Source organism: Halostella litorea (assembly GCF_004785955.1).
In the GTDB taxonomy this organism is placed as follows: domain Archaea; phylum Halobacteriota; class Halobacteria; order Halobacteriales; family Natronoarchaeaceae; genus Halostella; species Halostella litorea.
In genome coordinates, this window is sequence record NZ_ML214300.1 from 1,047,286 (window position 1) to 1,063,755 (window position 16,470).

Sequence of the window (16,470 nt, forward strand, 5' to 3'; positions counted from 1 at the left end):
TAAGGCGGCGTGACGCGCACACGTCACGTGGCCGTGACACGAAGCCGGCGAAACGGTTACCCGCGTTTATTGACCGATCCATCGACCGAACCGGTCATGACCGAACCCGCAGCGAAGCGCGCGCTCGACCGGCCGACGCCCGACCGGACGGGGCGGCCGGACGGACGGCCGAACGACGCGGTACCGGACGCACCCACGGGGGACCGCCGATGAGCGGCAGGTGGACGACGCTCGGCGCGCTCGCGTTCGCCGCGCTCATGGTGGCGAGTGCCGGCGGCGCGCCCGTCGCCGCGGGGGGCGCTGTCACTGCCGGAGGCGACACGAGCGCCGCCGCGACCGACGCCGCGCAGGCCCAGGTCACGCAGGAGGACGCGGAAGCCGCCGCGGAGGCGGGCGTCGAGGACGGGATCGAACTCGCCGAGGCCCGGGGCGCGAACGTCACCGAGGCCCAGCGCGATGCCGCCGTTGCGGGTGCGGTCGCGGCCGCGACGCGGGTCGCGAACGCGACGGGCGGCAACGCATCGCGGATACGCGCGGCCGCACAGGGGGCCGCCCACGGGGTGTTGATCCAGGGCCAGCGGGCAAACGAATCGCAGATCCGGGCGACCGTCCGCGGGGCGACTGCGGGTGCGGCCCAGCGGCAGGCGGCGACCGCCGTCCAGGTCCAGAGCGCGGCGTACGGCGCGGCCCACGGGACCGTCGCCGGCAGCGGGAACGCGACGACCGCACAGCTCCGGCGCGTCGCCAACGGCTCCGCGGGCGGGGCGACCGCGATGGCCGTCGACCGGGACACCGAGAACGTGTCGATGATCGCGGAGGCCGGACAGGGGGCCGCCTACGGCGCGCTCGCGGGGGCGCGGAACGTCACCGTCGTGCAGGGCCAGGCGGTCGAGGCCGAGCAAGAGCAGGGCGACGGCGAGCAGCGCCAGACCGTCACCGTGCGGCAGGTGCAGGCCGCGGCCTTCGGTGCCGCGGAGGGCGCGTACGACGAGAACGGGACGACCGACCCCAAACAGATCCGCGCGGCCGCGACCGGCGCGGCACACGGCGCGCTCGTCCAGACGCAGACGGCCAGCGTCGAACAGGTGCAGGCCGCCGCCCGCGGCGCGTGTCGAGGGGCGCTGACCCAGCGCCAGCGCGTCAGCGTCACACAGACCCAGGAGGCGGCGTACGGCGCGGCGAAGGGGTCGGTGTCGCAGTCCCAGTCGGCCTCGGTCGAGCAGATCCAGTCCGCCGCGCAGGGCGGCGCGAGCGGCGTCGTCCAGATCCAGACGGTCAACGTCGTGCAGGTCCAGCGCGCCGCCGCGGGGGCCGCGAGCGGCGCGGCCCGCACCGCCGCCCAGGAGCAGGTCGTCGACGTCCGGCAGATCCAGGCCGCGGCGCGGGGCGCGGGGCAGGGCTCGATCGTGCAGGTCCAGACGGTCAACGTCGTCCAGATCCAGGTCATCGCCGACGGCGCGTCGAGCGGGGCCGTGTCGCAGAGCCAGTCCGCCAGCGTCGTCCAGATCCAGAGCGCCGCCCGCGGTGCCGCCGCCGGCGCGACGGGGCTGGTGCAGCGCCAGGAGGTGACGGTCGAGCAGGTCCAGACCGTCACCCGGCGCGCCGCGAGCGAGGCCGCCGAGGACGCGGCCGAGGACGGCGTGACCGACCAGCGACAGATCGCCGACGCCGCGAACGACACCGTGGAGCGGGCGGCCGGCGAGAACGACACCGTCGGTAACGGGACGGACGCGGAGCCCCCGGAGCCAACCGCCGAACTCGCCGTCGCGAACCAGACCGGCGACGGGGCGAACCTCACCGTCGACGAGGCATCGGCCAGCGTCGACTTCACCCTGGAAGCCAGCGAGAACGGCACGACCCTGAACGAAACCGCGGTCGACGCGAACGGGACGTTCGAGGGGAATCTCACGCTCGACCCGCCGCTGGAGGAGAACACGACGGTGCGCGTGGCTGTCGTGAATGCCGACACCGGCGACGAACTCGCCAACCGGACGGTGGCGTACACCGTGACCGGGGCGGAACCGGCACCGCCGACGGCGACGCTCAACGTCTCGAACCAGACCGGCGACGGGACGAATCTCACCGTCGACGAGGCGACGGCCAGCGTCGACTTCGTCGTCGAAGCCAGCGAGAACGGTACGGTACTGAACGAGACCGCAGTCGACGCGAACGGGACGTTCGAGGGGAACCTCACCCTCGACCCGCCGCTGGAGGAGAACGCCACGGTGCGCGTCGCAGTCGTCGACGCCGACACCGGCGCGACCCTGAACGGGACGAACGTCAGCTACGCCGTGACCCCGGCCGACGAGCCCGAGACGGCGAACGTTACGTTCGAGAACCAGACCTCCGACGGGACGAGCGTCGTGGTCAACGCCACGAACAGCACGAACGGGAGCTTCGTCGCGGTCCATGAGACGACCCCGACCGGCGGCGTGGGCGACGTGGTCGGCGTCTCGGCGTTCGTCGACGCCGGCCAGGCCGAGAACGTCACCGTCGACCTGTTCGACGTGCCCGGGCTGGAGACGAACCGGACCGCGCTGAACGGGAGTCAGACGCTCGTGGCGATGGTCCACCGGGACACCGACGGCGACGGGACGTTCGACTTCCTGACGTCCGGCGGCGACGACGACGGCCCGTACCTGAACGACACCGGCGGTCCGGTCGTCGACGACGCGTTCGTGACCGTCGCGGACGGCGACGTGAACGACACCGGCGCGGCGGCCAACGGGACCGAGGCGACGAACGATACCGACGCGGCCGCGAACGGGACGAACGAAACGGCCGACGGCGCGGACGACGGTCTCGCCGGCGTCGTCGAACCGCCGGACGGCATGTCCGACGACGGGGCGGCGACGAACGGCACCGACGACGGGAACGCCACCGGAACGCCGAACGGGACCGATGCCGAGACGACGACTGGTCCGGCGGCGACTACCGACGGCACGGAGCCGGTTACAACTGAACCCACCGACGCGCCGAACGGGACCGACACCGGGAACGGGACGACCAGACCTGCGGGGCCGTAGCGGTCGGGTCGGCCGGCCGTCGGGCGGTAGCGAAACAGGCACTTTTTACCAATTTCGAATCAAAACCTAGATGGGAACGCACGATGCGGTCGCTCACGAAGCTCGCCGTGCTGTTCGTCGTCTCCGGGAGCCTCCTGTTAGCCGTTCCGACGTCCGGGTTCACGACTATCGCGGCCGAGCGGACGAGCACGGTGACCGTCACCGACGACGCCGACGCGCTGCTCGGCGTGCAGGCGACCGGAAACACGCCGGACCAGCAAAGCGACGCCGTCGTCGTCGAGATCACGAACAACGCCGGGACGGACTTCTCGAACCTGGAGACGGAGGTGACCGTCGACGATCCGACGCTGGCCGTCAGCGACGGGTTCGCCGGGAGCCTCGCGGCCGGCGGGACGACCGGACTGACGCTGACGTGTTCGGGCGGCGGGTCGGGCACGGCGACGGTCGATATCACCTCGAACGCGACCGGCTCGGGGATCGAGATCCGGGACTACCAGTACAGCCACACGTTCGACTACAGCTGTACGGGCGGCGGTGGTAACGACCCCGGGCCGGCGTCGTTCACCGCCAGCGACGTCGACTCGACCGCGGACACCCCGAGCCAGACGTTCACGTTCGACGCCGCCGGTCTCGGGTCCAAGGACAGCGCGACGGTCGACCTGACCGACCCGCAGGAGAACGGCGGGATCGACTACACGACGATGACGGCCGGGGACGTCGAAGTCGTCAGCGGCAAGGGAAGCGCCAGCTACGACGCGGCCAGCGACGAGATCACCTACGAGCCACAGGGCAACCCCAAGGGCACAATCGAGATCCGGGTCGAGAACTTCGCGGTCGAGTCGGCCGACGGCGGCACCGTCGAGTACAGCGACGCCGCCGGGCGGACGGACCAGGCCTCGTTCTCGGTCGTCGCCGTCGCCGAGAACGGCGGCAGCGTCGACACGAGCGGCGACGCCGCCGTCCCCGACGGCGAAACCGCCGGCGAGGTCGAAGCGGGCGGCGACGTGACCGTCGGCGGGGACGCCAACGTCAATGACGGGGTCGAGGCCGACGGCGACGTCTCGGTCGGCGACGGGGCGGCCGTCAACGACGGCGTCGAATCGGACGGCGACGTCACGGCCGGCGAGAACGTCAACGTCAACGACGGGATAGAGTCGGAGGGGAGCGTCTCGCTCGGCGACGGCTCAACGGCCGGAAGCATCGAGGCCTCCGACGCCGTTACGGTCGACGGCGGGACCGTCAACGGCGACGTCGAGACCGGCGGCGACGTCTACCTGACGAACGGGGCCTCGGTCAACGGCGACGTCGAGACCGACGGCACGGTGTACGTCGGCTGTGACGTCACGACGAACGGCGAAATCGACGCCGAGGGCGGGCAGGAGAGCACCTGTTGAAGCGGCCGGACGGGGGGGCCGTCACCCCGACGTTGCGGGGTCGGCCCGGCTGAAGGCGTCGGTGCCGACGGGCGCGCCACACAGCACGCACCCGTCGACCAGTATCTGGGCGCGGATGGGGTCGTCGACGACGACGTCGACGGAGCACTCCGGGCAGTCGAAGGTGAACTGGTTCGACACGCTACACCTCCGACAGCGGTCCGGTATCGTGGGGGTCCGGCCGTCGCCCCCGGGACGCGCGGGGGGAGCGCGACGGCCGCCGGCCGACCCCACTTCGGTCGGTCGCGGCCCGGGTCATGCTTCGAGCAGGGAGTCGAGGAGTTTCGACTGCGCGGCCGAGAGGTGTTCGGAGAACGTCGACCGGTTGATCCCGAGCGTGTCGGACACCTCGGTCGCGTTCGCCTCCTTCGGATGGTCGAAGTAGCCCATCCCGTGGGCCGTCTCCAGCACCTCGCGTTGCCTCTCGGTGAGCCTGGCGTGGTCGAGGAGCGTGAGGTCGTCGCCCGCCTCCGGGCGGTTCGAGCGGGTGAGCCGCCGCAGGGATATCTCGTCGAACCGCTCGCGGAGGTCCGCGACGGTCTCCCGGAGGTCCGCGACGTCGCCGGCGACGAAGGAGAGGACGATGACCCCGTCCTCGACCTGGAGGTGCCGGACCGGGCAGCCGCGACTCTCGACCAGTTCGCACGCACAGTCCGACGTCGACCCGCGCTCGCAGTCGAACCGGTACACCGCCTCGTCGCCGCAGTTGAACACCTCCTCGACGTCGTCGAACTCCGCGGACGCGTCGGCGCTGAACTCGACCGTGACGGGGTCGTCCGCCGGGGACGCACACCGCGAGACGGCCCGGACCGTCCCGGCCTCGCGGGAGACGTCGATGACGCGGCAGGCCGACGCCGCGACCTCGACCTCCGCGTGGACGCCCTGAGCCACCATATGAGGGGTTGGGATCGGCTCCGGTTAGGCGGTTTTTCTGAACATGTTCGGCCGCCGTCGGGGGCGTTCGATCCCTGACTTAAATCCCCAACATCCTATGGTGCGGGGGTTACCGGGGTACGGCGGGTACGTTTTGACGTGTCGCACATGTCTCGAACAGGTCTGCGGTCGGTCTGGCGGATCGTTCGGCCGGCGGCCCCCGGCGGCGCGAGGCCGCCGTCGGGGGCCCCGCGGCGGCCCGGGTACCGGGGTGGTCCCCCGTGAGACGCGAAGCCGCCGTCGTCGGCCTCCTGATCGCCGCGGTGCTCGGCCCGATGTGGTTCGTGGCGCTCCACGGGGAGCCACCGAGCGAGGAGATTGCGATCGACGAGGGCGTCAGCGAGATGCGGCCGCTCTCCGGGATCGTCGACACGCCGGAGAAACTCGCACCCAGCCAGGTCGGCGTCATCGTCTGGGTCGCGCTGTTCGGCCTCGTCGGCGTGCTTGCGGCGGTCCACCGGTTCATGGACTCGGCGGTGCGGCCCGACGACCCGGAGGCGGCGAGCGAGACGGCCGTGGCCGACGGCGGGCGGGTCGGACTGCCGTGGTTCCGGACCGAGGACCGCTGGGTGGTCGAGTACCACGACGCCTCCGACGCGATGGAGGGGATCCTCGCGATGGGTGGGCTGACGATCCTCGCGATCGTCTTCGCCGCGCTGTTTACCGGCGAGTACCTCACCCTCGCGCGGACGCAGTACTTCGGCGTCTACGCGACGGGGATGTTCGTCTCGCTGGCACTGTTGACCGTCGCGTACTACGCCTGGTTCCTCCCGCACGTGCAGGTCGCCGAACGGAGGGAGCACTCATGAGCCGGGGGACGGACCGCGCCGACGACGACTGCGACGGGGGCTGTGCCGACTGCGCGGACGGCGGCCACCGCCAGAGCATCTTCACCGACGCGCGGGCGTCGATGGCCCGCCGGGACTACGCGAAGCTGTTCGCCACGGTAGGCGGACTGACAGCCGTCGGGAGCCTCGCCGCGCCGCTGGCCGGCCTGACGCGGGTGTTCGACCGGTCGTACACCGGCCCGGTGTACTCCGACGGCATCTACCTCGTCGACGGCGAGGGCGACCGGATCGGGGAGTCGGCGCTGGAAGAGGGCGAGAAGCTGACCGTGTTCCCCGAACCGCGGCCGGGGATCGAGCGCGCGCCGACGCTGCTCGTGCGCCACCCCGAGGACGCGTACGGCGGCGAGACGAGCATGGAGTTCACCGTCGCCGGCTACGCGGCGTACTCGAAGGTGTGTACCCACGCCGGCTGTATGGTGTCCGACGAGGAGGGCGAGACGCTGGTCTGCCCGTGTCACTTCGGGAAGTTCGACCCGACGAGCGGCGCGTCGGTCGTCGGCGGGCCGCCGTCGCGGGCGCTGCCGCAGCTCCCGATCACGCTGTCCAGCGACGGGTATCTCGTCGCCACTGGCGACTTCGAGGGGCCGGTCGGCCCGGGTGGTGAGTGATGTCCCGGATCGACCGCCTCTCCGAGCGGGCGTCGGGCGCGAGCGGCCGGGCCTACGGCTGGCTCGACGACCGGTTCGACGTGGAGCGGGGCCGGCGGTTCCTCGGGAAGGCGTTCCCCGCCGAGGACTCGTTCCTGCTCGGCGAGGTCGCGCTGGTCTGTTTCCTGGTGCTCGTGCTGACCGGGATCTTCCTCGGGATGTTCTTCGAGCCGTCGACGACCGGCGTGGAGTACGAGGGCAGCGTCCAGAAGTTCCAGGGCGAGGAGGTGCCCGAGTCGTTCGCGAGCGTCCTGCAGATCACCTACGACGTGCCCTTCGGGATGTTCATCCGGCGGATGCACCACTGGGCGGCCCACCTGTTCGTCGCCTCCATCGGGTTGCACATGCTCCGGGTGTTTTTCACCGGGGCGTACCGCAACCCGCGCGAGCCCAACTGGGTCGTCGGGACCGGGCTCGCCGGGCTGGCGATGGGTGCGGCCTACACGGGCTACGCGCTCCCGTTCGACGAGTTCGCCGCGACGGCGACGGGGATCGGCTACAACCTCGCCACCTCCGTCCCGCTCGTCGGGGACGTGATCGGGAAGGCCGTGTTCGGCGGTGAGTTCCCGTCGAGCGCGACGATCCCCCGGCTGTACTTCCTCCACGTGCTCGTCATCCCGGCGGCCATCGCGGTCCTGTTGGCCGTCCACATGGCGATCCTCGTCCGGCAGAAACACACCGAAGCGCCCCGTGACGACGACGTTCCGGGGCAGGGCGCGCGGCCCGCCGACGGAGCCGCCGCGCCCGGCGAGGCGTCGGCGGGCGACGCCGGCGACGCGCCCGCGGTCAGCGACGGCGGCGAGGCGACCGTCGCGAAGGAGGACGACACCGTCGTGGTCGGGCTGCCGGCGTTCCCGAACCAGGCGGCCGTGAGCGCCGTCGTGTTCTTCCTGACGCTGGCGGCGCTGTCGGCGTTGGCCGGCTTCCTGCCGGTCCACAACATCGCCGAGTACGGCCCGAACAACCCCGCGGCGACCCCGGAGCTCATCATGCCGGACTGGTTCCTGATGTGGGTGTACGGCTTCCTGAAGCTGCTCCCGACGTGGATGAGCTTCACCGTCCTCGGCGTCCACGTGTCGACGGAGTTCCTCGGCGGCGTGGTCCTCCCGACGCTCGTGTTCGCGGCGGTCGCGCTCTGGCCGTTCGTCGACTACCGGGAGGAGCCGACCCACTTCACCGCGAGCCCGCTCGACCGGCCGTGGCAGACCGCGGTCGGCGTCGCGGCGGTCCAGTTCATCATGGTCGCCTCCATCGCGGGGATGAACAACCTGCTCGGCCGCGCCCTCGGCGTCGGGACCGGGACGGTCAACCCGATCCTCTCGGCCGCGCTGGTCGTCGTTCCCGTCGTCTCGGGGCTGGTGACCTACTACGTGCTCCGGGGCGGCAGCGAGGCGGCCGACGCCGACACCACGACGGAGGCGGTCGACGATGACTGAGGCCGGCGACGCCGTCCGCGGCGTCGAACTGTCGGCACGGGCGTATCGGCACCTCGACCGCGCGAGCAAGCTCCTCGGCGTGGGGCTTGTCGCCGTCGGCCTCGAACTCGGCGGCGACTCCCTCGCCGGGGTCGCGCTCGGCGCGGTCGGCGCGGTACTGGCACTGACGACCGTTTTCCTCCGCACCAACGAATGAGCAGAAACGACTACACCACCGACGACGACGAGACGACCGACCCACCGGGGGGCGACGAGACCGCCGGCCGTTCGGACGGCACGGCAGCCCCGCCGGACGGCGACGGAACCGACGCCGACCCGGGCGACGGCCCCGACGTCGGCGACCCGATCGGCGACCCCGCCGACGGCTCCGTCTCCAGGCGGAGCTTCCTCGAAGGGGTCGGGATCGCCTCCGTGCTCGGGCTGGGCGGGGCGTCGGCGGCCGACAGCCTGTTCGAGATGGACGGGCTGGAGGCGGTCGACGACCCCATCGGCAACTACCCCTACCGGGACTGGGAGGACCTCTACCGCGAGGAGTGGGACTGGGACTCCGTCGCCCGCTCGACGCACAGCGTCAACTGCACCGGGAGCTGCTCGTGGAACGTCTACGTGAAAAACGGGCAGGTGTGGCGCGAGGAGCAGTCGGGCGACTACCCGCGCTTCGACGAGAGCCTGCCGGATCCGAACCCGCGGGGCTGTCAGAAGGGCGCGTGTTACACCGACTACGTCAACGCCGACCAGCGGATCAAACACCCGCTCAAGCGCGTCGGCGAGCGCGGCGAGGGGAAGTGGCAGCGGATCTCCTGGGACGAGGCGCTGACCGAGATCGCCGAACACGTCGTCGACGAGGTGCAGGCGGGCCGGTACGACGCGATCAGCGGCTTCACCCCCATCCCGGCGATGAGTCCGGTGTCGTTCGCCAGCGGCTCCCGACTCGTCAACCTGCTCGGGGGCGTCTCCCACAGCTTCTACGACTGGTACTCGGACCTCCCGCCGGGCCAGCCGATCACGTGGGGGACCCAGACCGACAACGCCGAGAGCGCCGACTGGTACAACGCCGACTACATCATCGCGTGGGGGTCGAACATCAACGTCACGCGCATCCCCGACGCGAAGTACTTCCTCGAAGCCGGCTACGACGGGACCAAACGGGTCGGCGTGTTCACCGACTACTCCCAGACCGCCATCCACACCGACGAGTGGATCAGCCCCGAGGGCGGCACCGACACCGCCCTCGCGCTCGGGATGGCACGCACCATCGTCGACGAGGGGCTGTACGACGAGGCGCACCTGAAAGAGCAGACCGACATGCCGCTGCTCGTCCGGGAGGACACCGGGAAGTTCCTCCGGGCGAGCGACGTGCCGGCCGTCGACTCCGACGCCGACCGGCCTGAGTGGATGCTCCTGCTGGTCGACGGCGACGGGAACCTCCGGGAGGCCCCGGGGTCGCTCGGGGAGCGCGACGGACAGAAGGACTACTCGAAGAGCATCGACCTCGACTTCGACCCGCGGCTCGACGCCGAACTGACTGTCGAGACCGAAGACGGCCCCGTCGAGGTCCGGACGGTGTGGAACGAACTCCGGGACGAACTCGCCGAGTACGACCCCGGGACGGTCCACGAGGAGACCGGCGTCGGCCGGGAGACGTACCAGCGGATCGCCCGCGAGTTCGCCGAGGCCGGGAAGGCGAAGATCGTCCACGGCAAGGGCGTCAACGACTGGTACCACAACGACCTGGGCAACCGCGCGATCCAGTTGCTCGTCACGCTGACCGGCAACCTCGGCGAGCAGGGCACCGGCCTCGACCACTACGTCGGCCAGGAGAAGATCTGGACGTTCCACGGCTGGAAGACGCTCTCGTTCCCGACCGGCTCGGTCCGGGGCGTGCCGACGACGCTGTGGACGTACTACCACTCGGGCATCCTCGACACCGCCGACGCCGACACCGCCGCGAAGATCCGCGAGGCAGTCGACGAGGGGTGGATGCCGGTGTACCCCGAGGAGCGCGAGGACGGCTCCCGGCCCGACCCCACCACGATGTTCGTCTGGCGGGGCAACTACTTCAACCAGGCCAAGGGCAACGTCGCCGTCGAGGAGGAACTGTGGCCGAAACTCGACCTCGTCGTCGACATCAACTTCCGGATGGACTCGACGGCGATGTACAGCGACATCGTGTTGCCGGCCGCGAGCCACTACGAGAAACACGACCTCTCGATGACGGACATGCACACCTACGTGCACCCGTTCACGCCAGCGGTCGAGCCGCTGGGCGAGTCCAAGACCGACTGGCAGATCTTCCGCGAACTCGCCGCGAAGATCCAGGAGGTCGCCACCGAGCGCGGCGTCGACCCCGTCCCCGACCGGCAGTTCGACCGGGAGATCGACCTCCAGTCGATCCACGACGACTACGTCCGCGACTGGGAGACCGACGAGCCGGGCGCGCTAGCGGAGGACCGCGCGGCCTGCGAGTACATCCTCGAACACTCCGCGGAGACGAACCCCGCGGACACCGACGACCGGATCGAGTTCGCCGACACCGTCGAACAGCCCCAGCGGCTGCTCGCGGCCGGCGACCACTGGACCTCCGACATCGAGGACGGCGAGGCGTACGCCCCGTGGCAGGACTTCGTGCAGGAGAAGAACCCGTGGCCGACCGTCAGCGGCAGACAGCAGTACTACGTCGACCACGACTGGTTCCTCGAACTCGACGAGCAGCTGCCGACCCACAAGGAGGGGCCGGAGAACACCGGCGGCGACTACCCGCTGTCGTACAACACGCCCCACAGCCGCTGGGCGATCCACTCGACCTGGCGGGACAGCGAGAAGCTGCTGCGCCTCCAGCGCGGCGAGCCGACCGTCTTCCTCAACCCGGAGGACGCCGCCGAGCGGGGCATCGAGGACGGCGACACGGTCGAGGTGTACAACGACATGGGGAGCGTCGAGGTGCAGGCGAAGATCTACCCCAGCAGCGAGCCGGGAACCGTCCGCCACTACTTCTCGTGGGAGCGGTTCCAGTACGACAGCCGGAACAACTTCAACACGCTCGTCCCGATGTACATGAAGCCGACGCAGTTGGTGCAGTACCCCGAGGACTCGGGCGAACACCTCCACTTCTTCCCCAACTACTGGGGACCGACCGGCGTCAACAGCGACGTCCGCGTCGACGTGCGGAAGAAAGGGGGTGACGGCGGATGAGCACCGACGGATCCCAGTCCGACGGCGAGGACGACGGCGTCGGCCTCGCGGAGGGGGTCGACCACCAGGTCGCCATGGTGATGGACCTGAACAAGTGCGTCGGCTGTCAGACGTGTACGGTCGCGTGCAAGTCGCTGTGGACCGAGGGCGACGGCAGCGACTACATGTACTGGAACAACGTCGAGACGAAACCCGGGGAGGGGTATCCCCGCGGCTGGGAGGAGTCGGGCGGCGGCTGGAAGTCCGGCGAGCACGCCGAGCGCCAGCCCGGCGAGATCCCGGCCAAGGAGGACTACGGGGAGGCGTGGGAGTTCAACCACGAGTCGATCATGTACGACGGGAGCGACGAGCCGCTCCGCCCCGACAGCGACCCCGAGTGGGGGCCGAACTGGGACGAGGACGAGGGGGCCGGCGAGTACCCCAACTCCTACTACTTCTACCTCCCGCGCATCTGCAACCACTGCACGCACCCCTCCTGCGTCGAGGCGTGCCCGCGGAAGGCCATCTACAAGCGCGAGGAGGACGGCATCGTGCTGATCGACCAGGAGCGCTGCCGCGGCTACCGCTACTGCGTCGAGGGCTGTCCGTACAAGAAGGTGTACTACAACGCGACGACGAAGACGTCCGAGAAGTGCATCTTCTGTTACCCCCGCATCGAGGGGGAGGGCCCGGACGGCGAGACGTTCGCGCCGGCCTGCGCGGAGGACTGCCCGCCCCAGCTCCGACTGGTCGGCTACCTCGACGACGAGGAGGGACCGATCTACAAGCTCGTCGAGGAGTACGGGGTCGCGCTGCCGCTCCACCCCGAGTACCGCACGCAGCCGAACGTGTACTACATCCCCCCGTTCGCGCCGCCCCAGCACTCCGAGGACGGCGAGACGGTCGACGTCGACCGCATCCCGCGGCCGTACCTCGAGGAGCTGTTCGGCGAGCGCGTCCACGACGCGCTCGACACCATCGAGCGCGAGCGAGAGCGCGTGAACCGCGGCGGCGACAGCGAACTGCTCGACCTGCTCACCGACACCAACCCGGCGCGCAAGTACCGGCTGGAGGTGTTCGACGATGCGTAGCGAAGCGAGCCCCGACGCCGCTCGGCAACGCGAGCGGCCGACGGTCGCGAGCGAAGCGAAGCATCGTCGCGCTCGCCGGAACGTCGTTCCGGAGGTGTTCGACGATGCGTAGCGAAGCGGACGGCGACCGCCGCGCCGTCGCCGTCGGCGCGGTCGCGCTCGCCTGCCTGATCCTCGTCGTCAGCGCGCTCGTCCCGGCGCTGGTGGCGGCGCGCCCGGCGTACGAGGTCCCGGTCGAGTCCGTGTCCGCGGACGGGAACCCCGAGCGGCCGTCGGGCGAGGCGTGGGACACGGTGCCGGCGGCCGACGTGCCGCTGGCCAGCGCGCCGAGCGGCCTGCCCAACGCCAGCGACACGTCCGTCGAGACGGTGCGCGTCCAGTCGGCCCGGACGGACGACCGGTTCTACGTCCGGCTGTCGTGGGCCGACGGGACGGCCGACCGGAACGTCACGGGGCCGCGCAGGTTCGTCGACGCCGCGGCGGTCCAGGTGCCGGCCGACGCCAGCACCCGCCCGCCGATAGCGATGGGCGGGACGCGGAACATGGTGAACGTCTGGTACTGGCGCGCCGACGGCGACGGGGAGGAACTGCTCGCCGGCGGGGCCGGGACGACGACCGAGATCGAGGAGGGCGGCGTCAACGCGACGGCGACCCACGACGACGGCCGCTGGACAGTGGTCATGTCGCGGGACCTGGAGTCCAACGCCGAGAACCGGACCTCGCTCGCGGTCGACCACGACGTCGACGTCGCCTTCGCCGTGTGGAACGGCTCGGGGATGGAACGCTCCGGCCGGAAGGCCGTCAGCGAGTGGCACCACGTCCCGCTCGGCGGCGGGCCGCAGGGACCGCCGTACGAGACGATCCTGTGGACCGTCGCGGGGCTGGCGATCGCCGGCGTCGCGCTGGTGACCGTCCACGCGGTGCGGAGCACCTGAGGTGACCCGAATGGACATCGACACGAACGACGGCACGACGGACGGACCCGAGACGAACGCGCCCGACGAGGGGGCAAAGCGCATCGACGCGGCGGACGTCGACCCGGCGGCGGCCGCGCGGGGCGGCGTGTACGCCCTCGCGGCGACGCTGTTCGACGAGCCGAGCAAGTCGCTCCACCGGCGACTCCGCGCGGGCGAGGTCGACGCCGCCTGCCGGGAGCTTGTCGAAGCGAGCGGCCTCGACGTCGAGCCGCCGGACCTGACCGTCGCGGACGACCACGAGACGCTGTGCGCGCGGTTCAACGACCTGTTCACGGTCGGCTATGCCGAGTACGAGGACCGGAGCGACGGGTCGCTCGACAGCAGCGGGCCGCCGGTGTCGCTGTACGAGACGTCGTACCGGCCGGAGGCGTCGTGGAACGACGTGAACCTCGACCTCGCGCGGGCGTACGACCACTTCGGGCTGGAGGTCGACCGGTCGGTCCGGGACAACCACGACTACCTGCCCTATCAGCTGGAGTTCGCGGGCTACCTCGCGCGCCGGGAGGCCGAGTCGTCGACGGACGCCGCGCGGGCCAGGCTGGACTTCCACGACCGACACCTCCACGTCGTCGCCGGCGGGGTCGCCGAGCGGATAGCCGAGGAGCCCGGCACCGCCCTGTACGGCGACCTGGCCGCGTTCCTCGACCGGTTCGTGGCCGCCGACCAGACCGACCTCGCCGGGCGGTTCGAAGGGGGTGACGGCTGATGCGCGGCGGCCGAGTCGGGGAGCCGACCGACGGACGCCGCGCGGCCGGCCTCGCCAGGCTCTCGGCGGGGTCGCCGGTGTCGCCGCGGACCGCCGCCGGGCTGGTCACGCTCCTGCCGGTCGCGCTGGCGACGCTGTACCGGGTCGCGCTCAACGCGCCCGGGCCGTTACCGCGCCCAGTCACGGCGGTCGTCGGGGCCGCACTCCCGCTCGTCGTCGCCGGGCCGGCGGTCGCGGCGCTGTGCCTCACGGCGACCGCCGACCGACCCGGCGAGCGCGTCGGGTTCGCCTTCGTCGGCGGCTTCGGGCTGGTGTCGCTCGCGTCCCCGGCGGCCTGGCTCCCGGCCGTCGTCGGCACCGTCCTCGGCGGGGGCCTCGCGGTCGGGTCGGAGCTGGCCCGGGACGGCCGGCCGGAAGCGCGGCGCGTCGGCGTGGCCGGCGTGCTCGTGGCCGGCGTCGTCACCTCGCTCGCGGCGTCGGCCGGCGTCGGGGCGGCAACACTGCGCCCGCTCGGGTCCGGCCTCGCGCTGGTCGGCGTCGGGCTGACGCCGCTGCTGGTCGGCGGCGACCGGACGAGCCTCGCGGTCGGGGCGCTGGCCGGCGTCCTGACGTTCGCGCTGGCGACGAGCGCGCCGTACGTCGCCGGCGCGGTGTTGCTGGTCGGCGGCGGCGTCGTCGGCGCGCCCCTCGGAGCCGTCGCCTTCGCCGTCGGCGGCGGCGTCGCCGGGGTCGCCCGCGCGCTCCGCCGCGGCCGGGGCGACCTGGCGGTCGGCGCGGGGCTGTTGCTCGCGGCCGGCGTCCCCGCGACGCTGCCCCGGGCGCTGGGGGTCGTCGTCGCCCTCGCGCTGCTCGTCGAGGCAGGGGGTGAACTGCCGTGAGGGACGAGGAGGAGGCGACCGACGGTCCGCCGGACCCGGGGCTCCGCCCCGAGCGCAGCCCGGGCTTTGGCGATGCGCCCGCGGGGCTCGACGACATCGAGGTCGACCGCGACGTGACGATCGGCGAGGCGTCGCCCGCGGAACTGGCGGCCAGCGACACCGACCCCGTCGCCGACGACGAAACCGCGGAGTTGCTCGACGCGCTGGCCGGGGACGAGGCGGTCGAACGCCGCCGCGCAGCGCTCGCGCTGGCCGAGCGGGAGGGCAGCGAACGCGTCCGCCGGGCGCTGCAGGCCGCCGCGACGGGCGACGACGACGCCGAGGTGCGGCAGTTCGCGGTCGAGGCGCTCGGGAAAGTCGGTGGCGCCGTCGCGGCGGAGACCGCGCTCGCGCTGACCGACGACCCCGAACCGTGGGTCCGCGCCGAGGCCCTCGTGACGCTCGACAGACTGGACCGCGGCGAACACGAGGCCGCCATCGCCGACGCGCTCGACGACGACCACCACGCCGTCCGCCGGAACGCGCTGGTGTCGCTGTTCAAACTCCGGGGCGAGGACGCCCTCCCCGCCCTCGTCGACGCGGCCGCCGACCCGAGCGAACGCGTCCGCGAGTGGGCAGCCCACTTGCTCGGCGGCGTCGCGGACGAACGCGCGGACGAAACGCTCGCCGACCTTGTGGACGACGACAGCCGGATCGTGCGCGAGACGGCCGCCAATGCCCGGACCGTCGACGCCGGCAGCTTCCGCCGCCAGTTCAGCGGGACGCTGGACGAATCCGACCGCACGCTCCCCGGCGAGGACGAACTCAACCGGACGCCGAACCTCTGATCCGGCCGTGGGCGCTGCCGGCGCTCGGCGGATCGTTCCGACTGGCGGCGGCGTGCCCGCCGCTGTAAAACGTGGAGGGCGGTCTCTCCCGATCGCTTATCGCCCCGGCGGAGGTACCGAGATGCCTCTCCGCGAATAGTTTGAAAAGCCAAGGGCCGGATTTGAACCGGCGATGGGCGGCTCTGCAGGCCGCTGCGTTCGGCCGGACTCTGCCACCTTGGCGCGGGTGATACTACTGGCGTCCGGCGTTTAAGCCTAGCGCTTCCGAGGCGTGGCTCGCAGTCGACTGTCGGCACTGGGCGGTGATGGTCTCGTCGAGCGTGCTACTCGACGGGAGAGGTGTGGTGGAGCCTGGTGGCTCCGCGAATGATATGAGAAAAGCCCAGTCGGCGGGTGCCGACTGGGCTGTAGTATGAGTGGGAGGCGGCGATCCGGTGGTCCCAGAGGCTCGCGCACTCCAGTACTTGCCGGAACGCTGGCGGGCTTAACGTCCGTGT

The 16,470-nt window shown here is 71.6% G+C and carries 14 protein-coding genes and 1 tRNA gene; 12 read left to right on the forward strand and 3 right to left on the reverse strand.

What is annotated here, in order from left to right:
• Positions 1–209 precede the first annotated feature (209 nt).
• Both EYW40_RS05455 and EYW40_RS05460 read left to right on the forward strand, forming a co-directional pair.
• Complete coding sequence (locus tag EYW40_RS05455; RefSeq protein ID WP_135820580.1) at positions 210–3,026, forward strand: beta strand repeat-containing protein; 2,817 nt, start codon at positions 210–212, stop codon at positions 3,024–3,026.
• Between the two features lie 83 nt (positions 3,027–3,109).
• The gene (locus tag EYW40_RS05460) at positions 3,110–4,420 is read left to right on the forward strand and encodes a DUF342 domain-containing protein (protein WP_135820581.1); all 1,311 of its coding nucleotides are present in this window, start codon (positions 3,110–3,112) and stop codon (positions 4,418–4,420) included.
• 21 nt (positions 4,421–4,441) lie between these two features.
• On the opposite strand, the gene EYW40_RS05465 is transcribed toward EYW40_RS05460, so the two are convergent.
• Together EYW40_RS05465 and EYW40_RS05470 are read right to left on the reverse strand one after the other, a co-directional pair.
• A complete protein-coding gene (locus EYW40_RS05465) occupies positions 4,442–4,600 on the reverse strand; it encodes a DUF7560 family zinc ribbon protein (RefSeq protein WP_202614432.1) in 159 nt (52 codons plus the stop codon).
• 114 nt (positions 4,601–4,714) lie between these two features.
• Positions 4,715–5,353, reverse strand: a complete 639-nt coding sequence (locus EYW40_RS05470) for a helix-turn-helix domain-containing protein (RefSeq protein ID WP_202614433.1) — start codon at positions 5,351–5,353, stop codon at positions 4,715–4,717.
• 314 nt (positions 5,354–5,667) lie between these two features.
• Here EYW40_RS05470 and EYW40_RS05475 point away from each other — a divergent pair, with 314 nt between their 5' ends.
• From EYW40_RS05475 to EYW40_RS05520, 10 genes are all read left to right on the forward strand, one after another.
• On the forward strand, positions 5,668–6,201 hold the full coding sequence (locus tag EYW40_RS05475) for a hypothetical protein (RefSeq protein ID WP_375137147.1): 534 nt from the start codon (positions 5,668–5,670) through the stop codon (positions 6,199–6,201).
• Positions 6,198–6,848 carry a QcrA and Rieske domain-containing protein gene (locus EYW40_RS05480; protein ID WP_135820583.1) on the forward strand — a complete coding sequence of 217 codons (651 nt, stop codon included), beginning with the start codon at positions 6,198–6,200 and terminating at the stop codon, positions 6,846–6,848. The genes EYW40_RS05475 and EYW40_RS05480 overlap by 4 nt, the downstream gene beginning before the upstream one ends.
• Complete coding sequence (locus EYW40_RS05485; protein WP_135820584.1) at positions 6,848–8,323, forward strand: cytochrome b; 1,476 nt, start codon at positions 6,848–6,850, stop codon at positions 8,321–8,323. The genes EYW40_RS05480 and EYW40_RS05485 overlap by 1 nt, the downstream gene beginning before the upstream one ends.
• Positions 8,316–8,519 carry a DUF8120 family protein gene (locus EYW40_RS05490; protein WP_135820585.1) on the forward strand — a complete coding sequence of 68 codons (204 nt, stop codon included), beginning with the start codon at positions 8,316–8,318 and terminating at the stop codon, positions 8,517–8,519. Before EYW40_RS05485 ends, EYW40_RS05490 begins: the two co-directional genes overlap by 8 nt.
• Positions 8,516–11,515 (forward strand): nitrate reductase subunit alpha, encoded by a 3,000-nt coding sequence (locus tag EYW40_RS05495; RefSeq protein WP_135820586.1) that lies wholly within the window; start codon positions 8,516–8,518, stop codon positions 11,513–11,515. The genes EYW40_RS05490 and EYW40_RS05495 overlap by 4 nt, the downstream gene beginning before the upstream one ends.
• Positions 11,512–12,585: a nitrate reductase subunit beta gene (gene narH, locus EYW40_RS05500; RefSeq protein ID WP_135820587.1), complete on the forward strand. Its 1,074-nt coding sequence runs from the start codon at positions 11,512–11,514 to the stop codon at positions 12,583–12,585. The genes EYW40_RS05495 and narH overlap by 4 nt, the downstream gene beginning before the upstream one ends.
• Before the next feature lie 104 nt (positions 12,586–12,689).
• The gene (locus EYW40_RS05505) at positions 12,690–13,520 is read left to right on the forward strand and encodes an ethylbenzene dehydrogenase-related protein (RefSeq protein ID WP_135820588.1); all 831 of its coding nucleotides are present in this window, start codon (positions 12,690–12,692) and stop codon (positions 13,518–13,520) included.
• A 10-nt stretch (positions 13,521–13,530) separates the two neighbouring features.
• Positions 13,531–14,268: a molecular chaperone TorD family protein gene (locus tag EYW40_RS05510; protein ID WP_135820589.1), complete on the forward strand. Its 738-nt coding sequence runs from the start codon at positions 13,531–13,533 to the stop codon at positions 14,266–14,268.
• Positions 14,268–15,146 (forward strand): DUF8068 family protein, encoded by an 879-nt coding sequence (locus EYW40_RS05515; protein ID WP_135820590.1) that lies wholly within the window; start codon positions 14,268–14,270, stop codon positions 15,144–15,146. Before EYW40_RS05510 ends, EYW40_RS05515 begins: the two co-directional genes overlap by 1 nt.
• Positions 15,143–15,973, forward strand: coding sequence for a HEAT repeat domain-containing protein (locus tag EYW40_RS05520; protein WP_135820591.1), 831 nt, complete (start codon positions 15,143–15,145; stop codon positions 15,971–15,973). The genes EYW40_RS05515 and EYW40_RS05520 overlap by 4 nt, the downstream gene beginning before the upstream one ends.
• A 146-nt stretch (positions 15,974–16,119) precedes the next feature.
• Here EYW40_RS05520 and EYW40_RS05525 read toward each other — a convergent pair.
• Positions 16,120–16,195, reverse strand: a tRNA-Cys gene (locus EYW40_RS05525).
• Positions 16,196–16,470 lie beyond the last annotated feature (275 nt).